The sequence below is a fragment of the Streptomyces cellostaticus genome (genome assembly GCF_001513965.1).
GTDB classification, from domain to species: domain Bacteria; phylum Actinomycetota; class Actinomycetes; order Streptomycetales; family Streptomycetaceae; genus Streptomyces; species Streptomyces cellostaticus.
Genome location: NZ_KQ948038.1, coordinates 15,594 through 35,526, shown reverse-complemented (window position 1 = coordinate 35,526; position 19,933 = coordinate 15,594). Strand labels below are relative to the sequence as shown.

Annotated in this window: 16 protein-coding genes and 1 pseudogene; 2 read left to right on the top strand and 15 right to left on the bottom strand. The window is 71.8% G+C overall.

The genetic code is table 11. The annotated features are described in order from the left end of the window. Positions 1–13 precede the first annotated feature (13 nt). The 7 genes from topA to bldG all read right to left on the bottom strand — a co-directional run bounded on the left by topA (position 14) and on the right by bldG (position 9,649). On the bottom strand, positions 14–2,845 hold the full coding sequence (gene topA / locus AQI88_RS32830) for a type I DNA topoisomerase (RefSeq protein ID WP_067006167.1): 2,832 nt from the start codon (positions 2,843–2,845) through the stop codon (positions 14–16). A gap of 256 nt (positions 2,846–3,101) precedes the next feature. Next, entirely contained in the window at positions 3,102–3,299 is a 198-nt protein-coding gene (locus AQI88_RS32825) for a hypothetical protein (RefSeq protein WP_067006165.1), read from the bottom strand. Between the two features lie 282 nt (positions 3,300–3,581). Continuing rightward, a complete protein-coding gene (locus AQI88_RS32820; protein ID WP_208615973.1) occupies positions 3,582–5,111 on the bottom strand; it encodes a N5-glutamine methyltransferase family protein in 1,530 nt (509 codons plus the stop codon). 53 nt (positions 5,112–5,164) lie between these two features. Beyond that, complete coding sequence (locus tag AQI88_RS32815; RefSeq protein WP_208615972.1) at positions 5,165–5,782, bottom strand: small secreted protein; 618 nt, start codon at positions 5,780–5,782, stop codon at positions 5,165–5,167. A gap of 196 nt (positions 5,783–5,978) precedes the next feature. Further along, positions 5,979–8,384, bottom strand: coding sequence for a sodium-translocating pyrophosphatase (locus tag AQI88_RS32810; protein WP_067006161.1), 2,406 nt, complete (start codon positions 8,382–8,384; stop codon positions 5,979–5,981). A gap of 327 nt (positions 8,385–8,711) precedes the next feature. Beyond that, a complete protein-coding gene (locus AQI88_RS32805; protein ID WP_067006159.1) occupies positions 8,712–9,149 on the bottom strand; it encodes an ATP-binding protein in 438 nt (145 codons plus the stop codon). Positions 9,150–9,307: 158 nt separating this feature from the next. Next, entirely contained in the window at positions 9,308–9,649 is a 342-nt protein-coding gene (bldG, locus tag AQI88_RS32800; RefSeq protein ID WP_010986038.1) for an anti-sigma factor antagonist BldG, read from the bottom strand. Between the two features lie 82 nt (positions 9,650–9,731). Between bldG and AQI88_RS32795 the strand changes: the two genes are divergently transcribed. Then, entirely contained in the window at positions 9,732–12,233 is a 2,502-nt protein-coding gene (locus tag AQI88_RS32795; protein WP_079057962.1) for a DEAD/DEAH box helicase, read from the top strand. Here the strand turns inward: AQI88_RS32795 and AQI88_RS43880 are convergent. From AQI88_RS43880 to ssd, 7 genes and pseudogenes are all read right to left on the bottom strand, one after another. After that, positions 12,224–12,595 (bottom strand): annotated as a pseudogene (locus AQI88_RS43880) (Rv3654c family TadE-like protein); the annotation flags it as partial. The gene AQI88_RS32795 and the pseudogene AQI88_RS43880 overlap by 10 nt on opposite strands. Positions 12,596–12,603: 8 nt before the next feature. Further along, on the bottom strand, positions 12,604–13,068 hold the full coding sequence (locus AQI88_RS32790) for a TadE family type IV pilus minor pilin (protein ID WP_398698179.1): 465 nt from the start codon (positions 13,066–13,068) through the stop codon (positions 12,604–12,606). 22 nt (positions 13,069–13,090) lie between these two features. Next, complete coding sequence (locus AQI88_RS32785; RefSeq protein ID WP_067006155.1) at positions 13,091–13,291, bottom strand: DUF4244 domain-containing protein; 201 nt, start codon at positions 13,289–13,291, stop codon at positions 13,091–13,093. Positions 13,292–13,352: 61 nt separating this feature from the next. Beyond that, the gene (locus tag AQI88_RS32780; protein WP_067006153.1) at positions 13,353–14,138 is read right to left on the bottom strand and encodes a type II secretion system F family protein; all 786 of its coding nucleotides are present in this window, start codon (positions 14,136–14,138) and stop codon (positions 13,353–13,355) included. Beyond that, positions 14,135–14,980: a type II secretion system F family protein gene (locus AQI88_RS32775; RefSeq protein ID WP_208615977.1), complete on the bottom strand. Its 846-nt coding sequence runs from the start codon at positions 14,978–14,980 to the stop codon at positions 14,135–14,137. The genes AQI88_RS32780 and AQI88_RS32775 overlap by 4 nt, the downstream gene beginning before the upstream one ends. A 7-nt stretch (positions 14,981–14,987) precedes the next feature. Next, entirely contained in the window at positions 14,988–16,220 is a 1,233-nt protein-coding gene (locus AQI88_RS32770) for a TadA family conjugal transfer-associated ATPase (RefSeq protein WP_067006149.1), read from the bottom strand. Beyond that, on the bottom strand, positions 16,217–17,323 hold the full coding sequence (gene ssd, locus AQI88_RS32765) for a septum site-determining protein Ssd (protein WP_067006147.1): 1,107 nt from the start codon (positions 17,321–17,323) through the stop codon (positions 16,217–16,219). Before ssd ends, AQI88_RS32770 begins: the two co-directional genes overlap by 4 nt. A 583-nt stretch (positions 17,324–17,906) precedes the next feature. On the opposite strand from ssd, the gene AQI88_RS32760 reads away from it, so the two are divergent. Beyond that, positions 17,907–18,740 carry an HAD family hydrolase gene (locus AQI88_RS32760; protein WP_067006145.1) on the top strand — a complete coding sequence of 278 codons (834 nt, stop codon included), beginning with the start codon at positions 17,907–17,909 and terminating at the stop codon, positions 18,738–18,740. A gap of 328 nt (positions 18,741–19,068) precedes the next feature. On the opposite strand, the gene AQI88_RS32755 is transcribed toward AQI88_RS32760, so the two are convergent. Then, complete coding sequence (locus AQI88_RS32755) at positions 19,069–19,893, bottom strand: Fic family protein (RefSeq protein WP_067006143.1); 825 nt, start codon at positions 19,891–19,893, stop codon at positions 19,069–19,071. Positions 19,894–19,933: the final 40 nt, after the last annotated feature.

The following is a 19,933-nucleotide window of genomic DNA, read 5'->3' as shown; positions in this document are numbered from 1 at the left end:
GAACCGCAAGCCGTCAGTCCTCCGAGCCGGAAGCCGTCGCCTTCGAAGCCGTCGCCTTCTTCGCGGTCGTCTTCTTCGCCGTGGTCTTCTTCGCGGCCGCGGTCGTCTTCTTCGCCGCCGTCTTCTTGGCCGCGGTCTTCTTCGCCGGAGCGGCCTTCTTGGCCGTGGCCTTCTTCGCCGTCTTCTTGGCGGGCCCCTTCGCCCGCTTCTCGGCGAGCAGCTCGAAGCCGCGCTCCGGGGTGATCGTCTCCACGCTGTCGCCGGAGCGCAGGGTCGCGTTGGTCTCGCCGTCGGTGACGTACGGACCGAAGCGGCCGTCCTTGACCACGACCGGCTTGCCGGAGACCGGGTCCTCGCCCAGCTCCTTCAGCGGCGGCTTGGCGGCCGCGCGGCCACGCTGCTTCGGCTGGGCGTAGATCGCCTGCGCCTCCTCCAGCGTGATCGTGAAGAGCTGCTCCTCGGTCTGCAGCGAGCGCGAGTCCGTGCCCTTCTTCAGATACGGGCCGTAGCGGCCGTTCTGCGCGGTGATCTCCACGCCGTCCGCGTCGGTGCCGACGACTCGCGGCAGCGACATCAGCTTCAGCGCGTCCTCGAGGGTCACCGTGTCCAGCGACATGGACTTGAAGAGGGAGGCCGTGCGCGGCTTGACCGCGTTCTTGCCCGTCTTCGGGGTGCCCTCGGGGAGGATCTCCGTGACGTAGGGGCCGTAGCGGCCGTCCTTGGCGACGATCTGGTGGCCCGTCTCCGGGTCGGTGCCCAGCTCGAAGTCGCCGCTCGGCTTGGCCAGCAGTTCCTCGGCCAGCTCGACGCTCAGCTCGTCCGGCGCCAGGTCGTCCGGGATGTCGGCGCGCTGGTGCTGCTCGGTGTCCTTCTCGCCGCGCTCGATGTAGGGGCCGTAGCGGCCGACGCGGAGCACGATGTCGTTGCCCACCGGGAACGAGGAGACCTCGCGCGCGTCGATCGCGCCCAGGTCGGTCACGAGTTCCTTGAGGCCGCCGAGGTGGTCGCCGTCGCCGTTGCCGGCCTCGGCGGCACCGCCGTGGCCCGTGCCCTCACCGAAGTAGAAGCGCTTCAGCCACGGCACGGCCTGCGCCTCGCCGCGGGCGATGCGGTCGAGGTCGTCCTCCATCTTGGCGGTGAAGTCGTAGTCGACGAGCCGCCCGAAGTGCTTCTCCAGGAGGTTGACCACCGCGAAGGACAGGAAGGACGGCACCAGGGCCGTGCCCTTCTTGAACACGTAGCCGCGGTCGAGGATCGTGCCGATGATCGACGCGTACGTCGACGGGCGGCCGATCTCGCGCTCTTCCAGCTCCTTGACCAGGGAGGCCTCGGTGTAGCGGGCCGGGGGCTTGGTGGCGTGGCCGTCGACCGTGATCTCCTCGGCCGACAGCGCGTCGCCCTCGGCAACCTGCGGCAGCCGGCGCTCGCGGTCGTCCAGCTCGGCGTTCGGGTCGTCGGCGCCCTCGACGTAGGCCTTCAGGAAGCCGTGGAAGGTGATCGTCTTGCCGGAGGCGCTGAACTCGACGTCCCGGCCGTCAGCGGCGGCGCCGCCGATCTTCACCGTGACCGAGTTTCCGGTCGCGTCCTTCATCTGGGAGGCGACGGTCCGCTTCCAGATCAGCTCGTAGAGCTTGAACTGGTCGCCGGTCAGGCCGGTCTCCGCCGGGGTGCGGAAACGATCACCCGAGGGACGGATCGCCTCGTGCGCCTCCTGTGCGTTCTTGACCTTGGCGGCGTAGGTGCGCGGCTGCGGGGGCAGGTAGTCGGCGCCGTACAGCTGAGTGACCTGGGCGCGGGCGGCCGTGATCGCGGTGTCGCTCAGCGTCGTGGAGTCCGTACGCATGTACGTGATGTAGCCGTTCTCGTACAGCTTCTGCGCGACCTGCATCGTGGCCTTCGCGCCGAAGCCGAGCTTGCGGCTGGCCTCCTGCTGCAGCGTCGTCGTACGGAACGGGGCGTACGGCGAGCGGCGGTACGGCTTGGACTCGACGGACCGCACGGAGAAGCGGGTGTTCTCCAGGGCGGCGGCGAGGGCGCGGGCGTTCGCCTCGTCGAGGTGGAGGATGTTCGCGCTCTTGAGCTGTCCCAGGGAGTCGAAGTCGCGGCCCTGCGCGACCCGCCTGCCGTCGACGGTCTGGAGGCGGGCGACCAGCGACGACGGGTCCGACGGATCCCCCGCGCGGCCGGTCGCGAAGGTGCCCGTCAGGTCCCAGTACTCAGCAGAACGGAAAGCGATGCGCTCGCGTTCCCGCTCGACGACGAGCCGGGTCGCGACCGACTGCACACGGCCGGCCGACAGGCGCGGCATGACCTTCTTCCACAGGACCGGCGAGACCTCGTAGCCGTAGAGGCGGTCGAGGATGCGGCGGGTCTCCTGGGCGTCGACCAGCTTCTGGTTGAGCTGGCGCGGGTTGGCGACGGCCTCGCGGATCGCGTCCTTGGTGATCTCGTGGAAGACCATCCGCTTGACCGGGATCTTCGGCTTGAGGACCTCCTGGAGGTGCCAGGCGATCGCCTCGCCCTCCCGGTCCTCATCGGTGGCGAGGAACAGCTCGTCGGAGTCCTTCAGCAGGTCCTTGAGCTTCTTGACCTGCGCCTTCTTATCGGCGTTGACCACATAGATCGGCTGGAAGTCGTGTTCGACGTCCACACCGAGGCGGCGGACCTCGCCGGTGTACTTCTCCGGCACCTCGGCGGCGCCGTTGGGAAGGTCACGGATGTGCCCGACGCTCGCTTCGACTACGTAGCCGGGGCCCAGGTAGCCCTTGATCGTCTTCGCCTTGGCAGGCGACTCGACGATGACGAGTCGGCGGCCGCCCTGTGCGGTCTCGCTGGTCGGGGACAACTTCGCTCTTCTCTCCGGTCGACGCTGGGGCCTCCCCAGGCTTCGTCCCGGGGTCGCGGCGTGCTTCTGGCTCGTGTGACGCTGCGGAGTGTGACGGTACATCCCGCCCCCGTGTCAAACGGGAAAAGCCCACAACGGCCACTCGAACGGTAACCCGACTACCGCCATTCCTGCCGCCCGGAGTCCCCGGCGACCCCTCGGCCCCTGTCCGGAGCGTAATGCTCCAGTTACCCGTACGACGGTACGGCCGCCGACGTCAGAGGCGGGTGAGGCAGTACGCGCCGAGGCCCAGCGAGACGACCGCGACGGTGCCGGCGAGAGTGGCCGATGCGACCTGGCTCACACCGTGGGCGACCGGTTCGCCACGCCGCACCCGGGTTCCGGTCCACATCAGCAGGGCGCCTCCGAACAGGGCGAACACCACTCCCGCGAAGATCGCCGACCCGCTCTCCATGACTCAGCCCGCCCCGTTTCTGCCGTCCGCCCGTACCCAGCGCGGGGAGGGTGGCACGCGCGGGAGACGGACGGGCGACATCGGGGTGAACGGAAGGTCGACGCGATACCGAACGAACCCTCGAACGAGATCCACTGGAGCCCGCCGACCGCATTTTTCCGGCCGTTTTCCCGGCATCGGCGCGTCGTGCTCATGCCACCGGCATACGACGGTGATCCGGACACCGGTACTACGGCCCGGGTAGCCGGGGTACGGCAGCCGGCCCGGCCGCCGTACCGCGCCTCACACCGCCGGTTCCAGGAAGCCCTGCTCCACCAGCAGCCGGATCTGCGCGGGCGTACGGTCGCGCAGCAACACCGGATCCTCGCCGACGAGTTGGGCGATGGCGTCCAGGATGCGGCCGGCGCTCAGCGTGCCGTCGCACACGCCCGCGAAGCCCGCACCGACCGTGTCCACCTTCGTGGCGCGGCGCATTCCGCGGTGCTGGCGCAGCACCACGTGCTCCGGGTCCTCGGCGCCGGGCAGCCCGACCTGCTCCTGGACCACCTCGGCGGCCAGCTTGAAGTGGCCTTCGAGCAGGGCCGCGTCGTCGTGCTCCCGGAGGTAGTCGAGGCGGTCGAAGTGCGCCCGGATCGCCTCCCCGAGCGGCTGTTCGACCGGATGCGGCCACTCCTCCACCGTGACGGAGGGCTCGGCGGCCTGTGTCCTGCGCAGGGTGATCCACCCGAAGCCGATGGCCTTGACCTTGCGCGCCTCGAACTCGTCGAGCCAGGCGTCGTACCGCGCCTGATACTCGGCGGGGTCGCCACGGTGGTCACCGGCGTCCCGGAGCCACAACTCGGCGTACTGCGTGACGTCCTGCACCTCGCGCTGCACGATCCAGGCATCGCACCCGCGCGGCACCCATGACCTGAGTCTGTCCTGCCAGTCCTCCCCCGCGACGTGCTGCCAGTTGGCGAGGAACTGCGCGAACCCGCCCTCGTTCAGCCGTTCCCCCGCCTGCTGAACGAGCGAGCGGCACAGATCGTCCCCGCCCATTCCGCCGTCGCGATACGTCAGCCGGGCGCCCGGCGAGATCACGAAGGGCGGGTTGGACACGACCAGGTCGAACGTCTCGTCGTCGCGGACCGGCTCGAACAGCGAGCCCTCGCGCAGCTCGGCGGTCGGCGCGCCGGAGAGCGCCAGGGTGAGCGCGGTGACGTGCAGCGCGCGCGGGTTGAGGTCGGTGGCCGTCACGCGCGTGGCGTGCTGGGAGGCGTGCAGTGCCTGGATGCCGGAGCCGGTGCCGAGGTCGAGCGCGGAGGCGACGGGCGTCCGGACGGTGATGCCGGCGAGGGTCATGGAGGCGCCGCCGACGCCCAGGACGACCCGCTCGTCCCGCTGCCCGATGCCGCCCGCGCCGCCGACCGCGCACCCGAGGTCGGACACGATGAACCAGTCCTCGCCGCCCGGACCGCCGTAGGGCCGTACGTCCACGGTCGCGGCCACCTCGTCGCCGCCCACACGCGTGAGCCAACGGGTCTCCAGGGCCTCCTCGACCGGCAGAACGGCCGCCACGCGCGCGTGGGGCACCGGCTGCTGGAGCAGGAACAGGCGCACGAGCGTCTCCAACGGCGTGTCGCCGCGGGTCGCCCGGAGCGCGGGCACGGTCTCACTGCGGGCCAGCGCCGCGTAGGCGGGGGCGCCGAGCAGATCGAGCAGTCCGTCTGCGGTGAAGGAGGCGGCAAGCAGGGCGTCGCGCAGGCGTGCGGCGGCGTCGGGCCGGTCGGTGGCGGGCAGGGGGGCGAGGCCGGTGTCAGTCACGCCCCCCATTGTGGCCCGCGGCGGCTGCCGACGGCTGCCTCAGCGCGGGCCGCCCACCGATGTCAGCCGGCCGTCGCCGAGGCCGACGCCGACGCGGCGACCTGGCAACTGGGCTGCTTGGCGATCGCCGCCTTGACGTCGCCCTGCTCCAGCCGCTTCAGCGCCTCGGTGCCGCTGTTGCTCTGCCGGCCGATTTCCTTCGTCTGGTCGGCGACCTCGTGCAGGCCCTTCGCGAACTTGCCCTGGTCCTTGGTGTCGAGCCCGTCGACCTTCTTCTTCAGGTCGGCGTACGAGGCGGAAAGGCCGTTGAGGTTCTTGGCGGCGTCCTGCTGCCGCTTGGCGCCGTCGGACACCCCGGGAGGCGCCCCGGCGGTGCCGATGGCGGCGGCGATCGCCTTGTAGCCGTCGGCCATGTCCTGGAAGGCCTGCGAGTACGTGTCCTTGGCGGTCTTGGGCGGCAGGTTGCTGTCCGTGGCGATCTTGGCGATCGACGCGTTCGCCGCCCTGATCTTCTTGTCCTGCGCGGGCACCGCGTCGCACACCGTCTTGGCCCAGGCCACCAGCTTGGGATCGGGCCCGCTGTCCTTCTTGCTGCTGCATCCCGACAGCGCCACTACCAGTACCGCACCGCCGGACAGTGCGGCCGCGAGCTTCTTGTTCACCGGATTGGTCCCTTCCATGGCTCTCGGGCCCCGGAATCTACACGGCGCAGCGACGTCCTCCCCATTCCGGATGGCGCATAAGTCAGCTTTTGTGACTCTTTGCACCATGCGAGAGAAGGCTCACGACGTGGGCGAGCCCACACACGGAAAACGGGCGGGCGGCACGTCAGTACGCGCCTCCCGCCCGCCCGTTGAGCAGGCCTGGTCAATCGGCCTACGAAACCACCGCCGGATCCGGCGAGTTGGCGACCCGCTCGGCGCTTCCCTCGTCGCCGACGGCGATGCCGCGGCGCTTGGAGACGTACACCGCGACGACGATCACCAGGAGCGCGAGGACCGCGATCGCGATCCGTACGCCGATGTTCTTGTCACTGCCGTAGGAAAACTTGATCACCGCGGGCGCGATGAGCAGCGAGACCAGGTTCATGACCTTCAGCAGCGGGTTGATCGCCGGTCCTGCGGTGTCCTTGAAGGGGTCACCGACCGTGTCGCCGATCACCGTGGCCGCGTGCGCCTCGCTGCCCTTGCCACCGTGATGGCCGTCCTCCACCAGCTTCTTGGCGTTGTCCCAGGCGCCGCCGGAGTTGGCGAGGAACACGGCCATCAGCGTGCCCGAGCCGATCGCGCCCGCGAGGTAGGAGCCGAGCGCGCCGACCCCGAGCGTGAACCCGATGAAGATCGGCGCCATGACGGCGAGCAGACCGGGCGTGGCCAGCTCCCGCAGGGCGTCCTTGGTGCAGATGTCGACGACCCTGCCGTACTCGGGCTTCTCGGTGTAGTCCATGATCCCGGGGTGCTCGCGGAACTGCCGCCGCACCTCGAACACCACCGAACCCGCCGAGCGCGACACGGCGTTGATGGCGAGTCCGGAGAAGAGGAAGACGACCGCGGCGCCCGCGATGAGGCCGACCAGGTTGTTGGGCTGCGAGATGTCCAGCGACAGGCTCAGCGGCGCACCCGGCCCGGTGAGTTTCGCCCCGACCTCCTGCACGTTGGTGGTGATCGCGTCCCGGTACGACCCGAAGAGCGCCGAGGCCGCGAGGACGGCGGTGGCGATGGCGATGCCCTTGGTGATGGCCTTGGTGGTGTTGCCGACCGCGTCCAGGTTGGTGAGCACCTGCGCGCCCGCGCCCGTGACGTCGCCGGACATCTCGGCGATGCCCTGTGCGTTGTCGGAGACCGGCCCGAAGGTGTCCATGGCGACGATCACGCCGACCGTGGTGAGCAGACCGGTGCCGGCCAGCGCGACCGCGAACAGCGCCAGCATGATCGACGTACCGCCGAGCAGGAACGCCCCGTACACGCTGAGGCCGATGAGCAGGGCGGTGTAGACGGCCGATTCCAGACCCAGCGAGATGCCGGAGAGGATGACGGTGGCCGGGCCCGTGAGGGAGGTCTTGCCGATGTCCCGGACCGGACGGCGGTTGGTCTCGGTGAAGTAGCCGGTCAGCTGCTGGATCACGGCGGCGAGCAGGATGCCGATGGTCACCGCCACCACGGCGAGGATCCGCGGGTCGCCGTCCTTGGCCTTGATCGCCGCGTCGGTGACTCCGCTGAGGTCGGAGTACTTCGACGGCAGGTAGACGAAGACCGCGATCGCGACCAGCACGAGGGAGATCACCGCGGAGATGAAGAAGCCGCGGTTGATCGCCGTCATGCCGCTGCGGTCGGTGCGCCGCGGGGCGACCGCGAAGATGCCGATCATGGCGGTGAGCACACCGATCGCGGGCACGAGCAGCGGAAAGGCGAGCCCGGAGTCGCCGAACGCGACCTTGCCGAGGATCAGCGCGGCCACCAGGGTCACGGCGTACGACTCGAAGAGGTCGGCCGCCATGCCCGCGCAGTCGCCGACGTTGTCGCCCACGTTGTCGGCGATGGTCGCGGCATTGCGCGGATCGTCCTCCGGAATGCCCTGCTCGACCTTGCCGACCAGGTCGGCGCCGACGTCGGCAGCCTTGGTGAAGATGCCGCCGCCCACCCGCATGAACATGGCGATCAGGGCGGCGCCGAGGCCGAAGCCCTCGAGCACCTTCGGCGCGTCGGCCGCGTACACCAGCACCACACAGGAGGCGCCCAGCAGGCCGAGCCCCACCGTGAACATGCCGACGACGCCGCCCGTGCGAAATGCGATCTTCATCGCGGTGTGCGAGACGGTGGTGAGATCCTTTTGGGGTTCGCCTTCGGCCGGGGTGGCTTCCCGGGCCGCCGCGGCGACGCGCACATTGCTGCGCACGGCCAGCCACATGCCGATATAGCCGGTGGCCGCCGAGAACGCCGCACCGATCAGGAAGAACACTGATCGTCCGGCGCGCTGATTCCAGTCGTCCGCGGGCAGCAGCAGGAGCAGGAAGAACACGACGACGGCGAATACGCCGAGCGTGCGCAACTGCCGGGCCAGATACGCGTTGGCACCTTCCTGGACCGCCTCGGCGATCCGCTTCATGCTGTCGGTGCCCTCGCCCGCCGCCAGCACCTGGCGCACCAGGACGCCCGCGACCACGAGCGCGGCCAGGGCGACGGCCGCGATCACCGCCACGATGATCCGGTTGTCGTCGGTCAGGACTGCGGCTGCGAAGGTTGTGGGGTGGCCAAACTGATGAGGGGTAGAAAGCCCCGCCATTCGTCCTCCTTGACGCTTGGGCTGAGCTCAAGATGTGGACGGATTGTAGGTACCCAGCCGTGATCTAAACAGGGCGCGGTAAGCGGAATTGGCCTTCTTGTGCTCTTCAGCAAATGATCGAGGTCACGTCAGGGAACCCGAAAGCGGTAACGCCTCAAAAGCATTGACGACCACATTGATGCTTGATCAAATTATCAGGGTATCGATCGTGAATTCATTCACGAATTCCGGGGCCGCCCGAAAAAAGGCCGGAACAACACGAAGGGCCCTGCTCAGCAGGGCCCTTCAACGAACTGTGCACGGTGGTTCAGCGCCGTGCGCGCGGCATCAGACGAGAGCGGCGGCCGGCGGGGCGGTAGGCCAGGTCATGCGGATCAGGCCGCCGCTCGCCCCGGTGGTGACCTCCACGTCGTCCACGAGGCCGCTGATGACCGCGAGGCCCATCTCGTCCTCCTCGGCCTCCACGTCCGCGTCCGCGGCAGCGCCGCCGGCCACCCGCTCGGCGGGGGCCGCGTGCGGGGCCTCGTCGCCGACCTCGATGGAGAACTGTTTCTCCTCCTCGATCAGCGCGACCTTCACGGGTGCCGTGATGTCGTTGCTCTGGTGCAGCCCGACGGCACGGGAGCAGGCCTCGCCCACGGCGAGCCGGACCTCGTCCAGGACGGCCTCGTCCACTCCGGCCCTGCGCGCCACCGCTGCCGCCACCAGCCGGGCGGTCCGGACGTGCTCGGGCAGCGCGCTGAAGCGAAGTTCGACGGTGGCCATGCATCCCCCTCGCGACTACGGGCGTGCGGTACGGGAGCGGGGCCGCCGAAAGCCCGCACCCCCTGATGAACTTCTGGACCCCGGGCGCAGCGGCCCGGGGCGGGGCCGACCGGCGTCCGGACCGACGAACGGCCCGGACCCGGCTGTGCGGCCCTGGGTCAGTCGGTGGCCGCTACCGCTTCCTCGACCGAGGTGTGGATCGGGAACACCTTGGTGAGGCCGGTGATACGGAAGATCTTCAGAATGCGCTCCTGGTTGCAGACCAGGCGCAGCGAGCCCTCGTGGGCACGCACCCGCTTCAGGCCTCCGACCAGCACGCCGAGCCCGGTGGAGTCGAGGAAGTCCACGCCCTCCATGTCGACGACGAGGTGGAAATTCCCGTCGTTGACCAACTCGACCAGCTGCTCGCGCAACTTGGGCGCGGTGTATACATCGATTTCGCCACCGACCTCGACGACCGTACGATCGCCGACGGTACGGGTCGACAGGGACAGGTCCACGGATCCTCCAGCACCTTGCTATCGAGCGGTCGTCCCTCGGGACACCTCGGCTTGCGGCCCCCGGGACGCAACGCCAGCCGCGATGGCATTCAATCACTTACCGGCAGGCGTGCACGACGCCTTGGCCCCATTGTCCGTCACGTCAGTGACACACTCGGTGCCGATGGCCAAGAATCACCGATCCGATCGACCCCTGGCGGAACCGGCGTCCCGCCCGTCTCCGGGCACTGTCCTGGACCGGCTCGCCGCCGGGCCCAGCCGTTCCGCGCGCATCACTCATACGGAGCACTTGCCCCCGCGCGCGGGTCGGCATGCCGTCTGGCCTGATCGGATTCGCTCGGAAGTGATCGCGGCCGTGCAAGCGTGCGGCATCGAGCACCCCTGGGCCCACCAGGCGCTGGCCGCCGAGCACGCCCTGGACGGCGACTCGGTGGTCGTCGCCACCGGCACCGCCTCGGGCAAGTCCCTTGCCTACCTCGTGCCGGTCCTGTCGGCCCTCCTGGACGGATCCGAGGCCCCCAACGGCCGCGGCGCCACCGCCCTGTACCTCGCCCCCACGAAGGCGCTCGCGGCGGACCAGTGCCGGTCGGTGAAGGAACTTTCACAACCGCTGGGCAGCGCGGTGCGCCCGGCCGTGTACGACGGCGACACCCCGTTCGAGGAACGCGAGTGGATCCGCCAGTACGCCAACTACGTCCTCACCAACCCCGACATGCTGCACCGGGGCATATTGCCCTCCCACCCGCGCTGGTCCTCCTTCCTGAAGTCGCTCAAGTACGTCGTCATCGACGAGTGCCACACCTATCGGGGCGTCTTCGGCTCGCACGTCGCCCAGGTGCTGCGCCGGCTGCGCCGCCTGTGCGCGCGCTACGGCGCCTCGCCCGTGTTCCTGCTGGCCTCCGCCACCGCCGCCGAGCCCGCCGTCGCCGCCCGCCGGCTGACCGGCCTGCCGGTGATCGAGGTCGCCGACGACGCCTCCCCGCGCGGGGAACTCGTCTTCGCCCTGTGGGAGCCCCCGCTCACCGAGCTGCACGGCGAGAAGGGCGCGCCCGTACGGCGTACCGCCACCGCCGAGACCGCCGATCTGCTGACCGACCTCACGGTGCAGGGCGTCCGCTCGGTCGCCTTCGTGCGCTCCCGGCGCGGCGCCGAGCTGATCTCGGTGATCGCGCAGGAGCGCCTCGCCGAGGTCGACCGTTCCCTGGTCCGGCGTGTCGCGGCTTACCGCGGCGGCTATCTCCCCGAGGAGCGCCGGGCCCTGGAACGTGCCCTGCACTCCGGCGAGCTGCTCGGCCTTGCCGCCACGACGGCCCTGGAGCTGGGCGTGGACGTCTCGGGCCTGGACGCGGTGGTGATCGCCGGGTACCCGGGCACGCGCGCGTCCCTGTGGCAGCAGGCGGGCCGCGCGGGCCGCTCCGGGCAGGGCGCCCTGGCGGTGCTGGTGGCCCGCGACGACCCGCTGGACACCTTCCTCGTCCACCATCCCGAGGCCCTGTTCGACCAACCGGTGGAATCGACGGTCCTCGACCCCGACAACCCCTACGTCCTCGCCCCGCACCTGTGCGCCGCCGCCGCGGAGATCCCGCTGACCGAGGAGGACCTGGACCTCTTCGGCCCCGCCTGCGAGGAACTGCTGCCGCAGCTGGAGGCCGCGAAGCTGCTGCGACGCCGGACAAAGGCCTGGCACTGGACGCGCCGGGAGCGGGCCGCCGACCTGACCGACATCCGGGGCGCGGGCGGGCGGCCCGTGCAGGTCGTCGAGGAGGGCACGGGACGCCTGCTCGGCACCGTCGACGCGGGCGCCGCGCACTCGACGGTGCACGAGGGCGCGGTGCACCTGCACCAGGGCCGCACCTACCTGGTGCGCTCCCTCGACCTGGAGGACTCGGTCGCCCTGGTCGAGCAGGCCGACCCGCCGTACTCGACGGTCGCCCGTGACACCACGTCCATCTCCGTCCTGGAGACCGACATCGAGGTGCCGTGGGGCACCGGCCGCCTGTGCTACGGCTCGGTCGAGGTCACCAACCAGGTGGTCTCCTTCCTCCGCAGACGTCTCATCACGGGCGAAGTGCTGGGCGAGACGAAACTCGACCTCCCTCCTCGTACGCTGCGCACCCGCGCGGTGTGGTGGACGGTCACCGAGGACCAGCTGGACGAGGCCCGGATCGGCCCGGAGATCCTCGGCGGCTCCCTGCACGCCGCCGAGCACGCCTCGATCGGCATGCTGCCCCTCTTCGCGACCTGTGACCGCTGGGACATCGGCGGCGTCTCGGTCCCGCTCCACCCCGACACGCTCCTGCCGACGGTCTTCGTGTACGACGGCCACCCCGGCGGGGCGGGCTTCGCCGAGCGCGCCTTCCGCACCGCTCGCGCCTGGCTCACCGCCACCCGGGAGGCCATCGCCTCCTGCGAGTGCGAGGCCGGCTGCCCGTCCTGCATCCAGTCCCCCAAGTGCGGCAACGGCAACGACCCGCTGCACAAGAGGGGAGCGGTACGACTCCTCACGGTGCTGTTGCGGGGGGCGCCGGACGAGAAGCCGGAGGAGGAGCCGCAGAAGGAGCGGGAGGGCGGCGCGGGTGCCTGACCCGGGAGCGCGGGCGGGACCGGTCCCGCCGGCCCCGCTCTGGCCCTGACCTCCGCCGCGAACGGCCCCCGTCCCGACGCCGCCGTCACGTCCGAGGTCTCGCCCACGATCGCGCACCGCACCAACCGCGCCCCCTGGGCCACCGCCACCCGGTCGGCCCGGGCGCAGGCCCGAGCACCGCCCTCGGCCCAGTGGTCCGCCGCCGCGAGCGCCGCCAGATCCGCACCGCCGGCCGCCCGGTGCCGGACGACGACGGCCTGCCCGAGGGCGAGGACGGCACCGAACACCAGACACAGCACGGCGATCGCCCCGAGGCTCCAGATCGTGGCAGACCCGCGATCCGAGCACCGACGGTCACGCAGGCAGCGCTTCACGGCCCCATCTCCCCCGTTCCGTGCGCCGCACCCGAGCCGGGCCTCGCAGCCCCCGCGGTACCGGAACCAGACCCCCTGGCCGGGTCACCAGCCGTACCCAAGCCAGATCCTGCAGTCCCCTCCGCCGCCGTACCCGAGCCAGATCCCACGGCCTCCTCCGCAGCCGCCACGGCCTCTTCCCGGATCTCGAACGGCAATCCGGTCAGGACCGGGGCTCTGGCCACCACCGTCACCCGGACCTGGTCGCCCTCGCGGCCGACGGTCACCCGCGCTCCGCGCGGGGCCGCGTCCCGTGTCACCTGCACCACCGCGTCGGGCGGGTCCTGCCGGGCGGCGGCCCGGGCGCCTGTGCGGGCAGCGTCCACGCACTGGATCCGGGCCGCCACCACGAGCAGCCCCCAGACCAGCGCCATGGTGAACGCCACCAGCACGGACAGCACCACGGCCGCCTCCGCGGTCACGAACCCCCGGTCCGCCCCTCGCTCACATCCGCGCACTGAGGGCTCGCTTCACGATGGACTGCAGCTCCGCCTTGACCTGGCCGCTGGTGACGACCTCGTAGAGCAGCAACGCGAATCCGACCGCCGCGATGATCCCCATCGCGTACTCCGAGGTCACCATCCCCGCGTCCCGGCGACACCGCTCCCGCAGTCGCGCCCACAGCTTTCCTGCCTTCTCGCGCATCCCAAGCTCCTTTCGTTCCAGCTCTGTTGTCGTCATCGCGTGCGTTCCGTCGCTGCCCCTGTCAGCCCCCACCCCCTCCCGCCACGCCGCCCGCCAGCCCGATCACCACGGGCAGCACGCCGATCGCGATGAACGCAGGCAGGAAGCACAGCCCCACCGGGGCGGAGACCAGCACGGCCGCCCGGCGCGCCCGGGTCGTGGCGGCCCGTGCCCACTCCGCGCGCGCGTCCGAGGCGAGGCGGGCGACGGGCCCGGCCGCGGGCAGCCCGGACTCGCCGGCCCGCTCCAGCAGCCGCGCCAGAGCTCCGGCGCCGGGCAGCGCGGCCAACCGCCGCCAGGCGTCCGCCGGTTCGCCACCGAGCCGCACCTCGGCCGCGCCCCGCGCCAGTGCGTCCCCAACGGGTCCGCCGAGGGCCTCCCCCACGGCCTGCGCGGCGATCACCGGACCGGCACCGGCCGCGATACAGGCCGCCAGCAGGTCGGCCGCGAGCGGGAGTTGACGGGCGGCGAGTGCCGTGTCGACTTCTTCCGCCGGGTCCGCTTCCGCCTGCCGGCGCCGCCACCGCCACAGCCCCGCGGCAACGCCGAGCCCCACGGCGGCACCAGCGATCCCGCCGACCAGCACCCACGCACCGCACGCGGCCCCGGCCACGGGCAGCCACCGCCGTACCGCGCCGGTGACCTCGAAGGACGGGCCCGGGCGGGCGATCTCCAAGGCCAGCAGCTCGGCCACCCGGCGCCGCGCCCGGCGCCCCCGCCGGGCCACCTCCAGCCGCCACACCGCCCAGCCCAGGGCGAGCATCGCGGCCACGGCCATCCCCAGCCTGTGGACGACTTGCCCGTTCATACCACCTCAGCTCCCCGTACGATCCGGGTCGCCCACCACATCCCGGCGCCCTCGAACACAGCTCCGGCCACCAGGCAGCCCAGCCCGGCCCCGCTGTGCAGCAGCACGCGCAGCGGATCGGCGCCCATGGCCGAGCCGAGGAGCAACCCGAGGGCAGGCAGCGCGGCCAGCAGCAGTGCCGTCGCCCGGGCACCCGCCAACTGGGCGCGCAGATCGGCACGTTGGTCCCGCTCGGCACGCAGGGCCCCGTCCAGCCGCTCCAGGCCGGCCGCGAGTCCGGCGCCCCGGTCCACAGCCACCCGCCAGCAGGCGGCGAGGCCCAGCAGGCCCCCGGCGCCCGGTTGCCGGGCCGCGACAGCGAGCGCGCCCGGGACGTCCCCGCCGAACCGCGCCGCCGCGACCACGGCCGCCTGTGCCTCCCCCAGCCCGCCGGAGTCCCGTGCGGCCCGCAGCAGCGCCTCGCCCGGCTGCCGTCCCGCACGCACCTCTCCGGCGAGCGCTCCGCACAGGCCGATCACCGCGTCCGCGCGCCGCTCCCGGGCCCGTCCGGCCTGACGGGCCAACCGCAGCCGGCGCAGCACCGGCACCCCGGCCGCCCCCGCGACGACCGGAATCACCGAGGCCCCCAGCAGCGCGAGCAGCAGTCCGGCCGCAAGCGACCACCACTCGGCGCCCAACCGGCCCCGCAGCCGCCTCAGTTCCCCCATCACCTGTTCCCAGGAGGGCGGGCCTGCCGTCACCACTCCGCCGCCCGCGAGCAGCAGCCGTGCCCGCCGTACGCCGTAGTGGCGTCCGCCCAGCAGCCAGACCGCGGCCCCGATGCAGGTCGCCGCCGCGCTCATCGACATGTCAGTGCTCACTGCCGTCACCCCTCTCGCTCCTCTCGCGCCTCTCGCTGCTCTCGCTCTCGGACTCGCCGCGCAGCAGGCCCCACAGCCGCTCCCAGCCGCGCTCCCGGGCGAAGGCGTGCGCACCCCAGCGCAGTGCCGGTACCGTCCGCACCAGCCCCGAGGCGTCCCGTTCCAGCACGTGCACTTCGGCGATCCGGCGCCGCCCGGACCGGTCCCGTACGAGGTGGAGCACCACCGACAGCGCGGCCGCCACCTGGCTGTGCAGCGCGGCCCGGTCGAGCCCGGCCGCCGTCCCGAGGGCCTCCAGGCGGGCCGGCACGTCCGCGGCCGCGTTGGCGTGCACGGTGCCGCAGCCCCCTTCGTGGCCGGTGTTGAGCGCGGCCAGCAGATGCACCACCTCGGGGCCGCGCACCTCGCCGACGACCAGCCGGTCGGGCCGCATCCGCAGCGCCTGCCGGACGAGGTCCTCCAGGGTGACCAGGCCGGCGCCCTCCTGGTTGGCGGGCCGGGTCTCCAGCCGTACGACGTGCGGGTGTTCCGGTCTCAGCTCCGCCGAGTCCTCGGCGAGCACGATCCGTTCCCCGGATCCGACCAGGCCGAGCAGGGCGCTCAGCAGGGTCGTCTTGCCGCTGCCGGTGCCGCCGCTGACGAGGAAGGACAGCCGGGCCGCCAGCAGTGCCCGCAGGATCCGGTCCCCGCCGGGTGGCACGGTGCCCGCCTGGACCAGTTCCCCGAGGGTGAACGCCCGGGGCCGTACCACCCGCAGGGACAGGCATGTGCAGCCGACGGCCACCGGGGGCAGCACCGCGTGCAGCCGGGTTCCGTCGGGCAGCCGGGCATCGGCCCAGGGCCGTGCGTCGTCCAGCCGGCGTCCGGCCACGGCGGCCAGCCGCTGCGCGAGGCGTCGTACGGCCGCCGTGTCGGGAAAGGTCACCGGGGTCAGTTCCAGGCCGCCGCCGCGGTCCACCCACACCCGGTCCGGGGCCGACACGAGGACGTCGGTGACGCCCGGGTCGGCCAGCAGCGGCTCCAGGGGGCCGGTGCCGACGAGTTCGGACCGCAGCTGCTCGGCCGCGCCGAGGACTTCGGCATCACCCAGCACCCGGCCCTGTTCGCGCAGCGCCTGGGCCACGCGCGCGGGGGTGGGTTCGGCGCCGCTCTCCACCAGCCATCGGCGGACTCCGTCGAGCAGGGCCGCGCCGTCGGCCCGGTCGAGTCCGGGGAGCGTCATCGTGTGCCTCCCGCCTCGACCAGGGCCTGCTCCCAGAAGGTGGTGCAGAAGCGGGCCAGGGGACTGCGTCCACTCGCGCCGGGCGGTTCGGGGGCTGGATGCGGGCGCAGCAGCGCCGGTTCGACGGGCACCTCGCCGGCCAGGGGCAGGCTCAGCAGCCGGGCCACCTCGCGGTCGTCGAGGCCGGGTGCGTACGGCCCCCGGACCGCCACGCGCAGGTCCCGTACGACCATGCCTACGGCGGACGCCACCCGGCCGGCCGCCGCCACCGCGCGCAGTTCGGCCGGGACGACGAGCACTGCCAGGTCGAGCTGGGCGAGGGCTTCGGCGACCCCGTCGTCCAAGCGGCGCGGGAGGTCGACGACGACCGTGCCGCCGCGCCGGCGGGCAGCGGCGAGAACCGCGCGTACGGCCTGGGGCGGAATGCCGACGCAGTCCCCGCGGTCCCAGCTGAGCACCCGCAGTGCGTGCAGTTCGGGCAGCGACTCCTCCAGGGCGCCGCCGCCGACCCGGCCGCGCGAGGCGGCGAAGGCGGGCCAGCGCAGCCCCTCGGCCGTTTCGCCGCCGAGGAGTACGTCGAGTCCGCCGCCCAGCGGATCGGCGTCCACGAGGAGCGTGCGCAGCCCCTGGCGCGCGGAGGTGACGGCGAGCGCACAGGCCAGCGTGGACGCACCGGCCCCGCCCCGGCCCCCGATGATCCCGACGGTGAGGGCCGGGCGGCCGACGCCCTCGGCGACGTCGGCGATCCGGTCGACCAGCCACTGCTCGCCGTCGGGCAGCATCAGGACGTGGTCGGCGCCGATCTGGACGGCCCTTTTCCACACCCCTGAGTCGTCCTGGTCGCGGCCGACCAGCACCACGCCGCGCCGGCGCGCGGCTCCGTGCACCCGGCGGGCGGCGTCGTCGCCGACGAGGACGAGCGGGGCAGCTTCCCAGCCACCGCCGTGGTCGGGAACGCCGTGATGGACCTCTGGTGTGGCGCCCGCGGCCGCGCACAGGCGCAGCAGATCGTCGAGGAGTTCGGCGTCCTCGGTGACGATGAGCGGCCGTCCCGGCCTGCCTCCGGTGGCGGGCGACGGGTCGTGGGTGACGGTTCCGGCCACGTGTGATCCCCCTTGACTGCGACTTCCGCGCAGCCCCTGCGGCCACGCGATTCCCAAAGACGTGGAGAACCGGCAACCGGCCCCCCATATGAGCGGCCGATAGGAACCGGCCATACGCACCCCGGCAATCGGAACCGGCCATGAACTCGCCGCGGTCGGAGCGCGCTGGAATCACGGTGCAGCGAACCCGGAAATCGTGTGGATCTTGGTCGAAAACCGTGGACAACTCAGCGGTTGTGAATATCGCTGTCACCCATACCGGTGACCCCTGCGCTGATCCCTGTACGACTTCCACAGAGCAATCCAGTGATTACCATGAGTAACGAATCATGGACATGCAGAAGCGGCGGCCACGCCGCCGCTCACCGGCCTCACGGCCGCGGAAAGAAGGGAGAAAACCCACCCGGACATGCGACGACCCCCGCCGGGGGGGAGAGCGGGGGTCGTCCCCACGGCCGACTCGGGGGGGGAGGAGCCGGACCGGGTTAGCACGGTCGCGAACGATCCGTGACTTCCATGGTGTACCCGAGAGCCCTCTCAGGCAAACCCACGCGCCCCACCTTACGCCGAATGGTGGGCGCCTATGCTCAGGGGCGTGGAAAACCACTCCTTGCCCCGCGCAGCAGCCTTCTTTGACCTGGACAAGACGGTCATTGCGAAGTCGAGCACGCTCACCTTCAGCAAGTCCTTCTACCAGGGTGGACTGATCAACCGCAGGGCCGCACTGCGTACCGCATATGCCCAGTTCGTGTTCCTGGTGGGCGGCCTGGACCACGACCAGATGGAGCGCATGCGCGAGTACCTGTCCGCGCTGTGCCGCGGCTGGAACGTCCAGCAGGTGAAAGAGATCGTCGCCGAGACCCTGCACGACCTGATCGATCCGATCATCTACGACGAGGCCGCCTCCCTCATCGAGGAGCACCACACGGCCGGACGCGACGTCGTGATCGTGTCGACCTCGGGCGCGGAGGTGGTCGAGCCGGTCGGCGAGCTGCTCGGCGCCGACCGGGTGGTGGCCACGCGCATGGTCGTCGGCGAGGACGGCTGCTTCACCGGGGAGGTGGAGTACTACGCCTACGGCCCGACCAAGGCCGAGGCGATCAGGGACCTGGCCGCGAGCGAGGGGTACGACCTCGACCGCTGCTACGCCTACAGCGACTCGGCCACCGACCTGCCGATGCTCCAGGCGGTCGGGCATCCGCACGCCGTGAACCCGGACCGCGCGCTGCGCCGTGAAGCACTCGCGCGCGGGTGGCCGATTCTGGAGTTCCGCCGGCCGGTCCGGCTCAAGCAGCGGCTGCCCGCATTCTCCGTACCGCCCCGCCCGGCGCTCGTCGCGATGGCGGCCATAGGAGCGGCGGCCGCCACCGCGGGCCTCGTCTGGTACGCAAGCCGGCGACGCAGCCTCGCCTCCTGACCAATTCGCCCCTGTTTGATCCTGAAAGTAAAGAACTGCGTGCTGGGGTTCCGCTTACTACCTGCTTGCAGTACAAAGGATTTAACGGCCCGCGAGACCAAAAGGACATCCGAGAGGATCCCCTACTACTACGCAGTCGGCCCACGGACCTTGCATGAACATCGGGCACCCACGCGACGTCGACCCGTCGATTACGGGCCAGCCGCACCAGGTCGAGCAAAGTCCCCGACCTGATGGGCGACATATCGAGGACGCCTGGTAACCGGGTGAACATGCCAGCGGCGGTACGAGAACTCGTACCGCCGCAACCCGTGTCCGGGGAGTTTCCTCAGGCCGCCCCGCGCTGCAGCGCCTCGCACACCGCCGTGGACTCGCGCACACCCAGCTCGACCGCCCTGCCGCAGTGCGCGATCCAGGCCGCCATGCCTTCCGGGGTGCCGGAAACGTACCCGTCCAGCGCGGCGAGGTAGGAGGCCCGGCCGAGTTCGGCGTGGCCCACCTCGGCCGGGCACACCGCCTTGGGGTCGAGACCGCTGCCGATCAGGACGATCCGCTCGGCCGCGCGCGCGACCAGGCCGTTGCGGGAAGTGAAGGGGCGCAGCGCGAGCAGCTCGCCGTGCACCACGGCGGCCGTCACCAGCGCAGGCGCGGAGGTGCCCGCGATGATCAGGTCCGCCAGGCCCTCCAGCCGGCCGGACACTTCCCTGGCGTCCGGCAGCGGCAGTTCGACCAGCGGCTCGTCGACCGGCTCGCCCGCCTGGCGCGGGCGGCCCACCTCGTCGCCGTCGCTCGCGGCGGCCACCAGGTGCAGCCGGGCCAGCACCCTGAGGGGCGACTGCCGCCAGATGGACAGCAGCTGCCCCGCCTCGGCCGTCAGCCTGAGCGCCGCGCCCACGACACGCGCCTCGGCGTCGGCACTGAAGTCGGTGCGCCGCCGCACCTCCTCCAGGGCCCAGTCGGCGCCGGACAGCGCCGCCGAACCGCGGGCACCGCGCAGCGCCGCCTCGGAGGTGATCTCGTTGCTACGGCGCCGCATGACTCGATGCCCGTAGACCCGGTCCACGGCCTTGCGCACGGACTCCACGGACTCGGCCACACCGGGCAGCGAACCCAGGGCCGCGAGCGGATCGGCGGTCGCGCCTGTCGTACTCATGAGTACGACCCTACGCACCCCAGCCCTCCACCCCACGAAG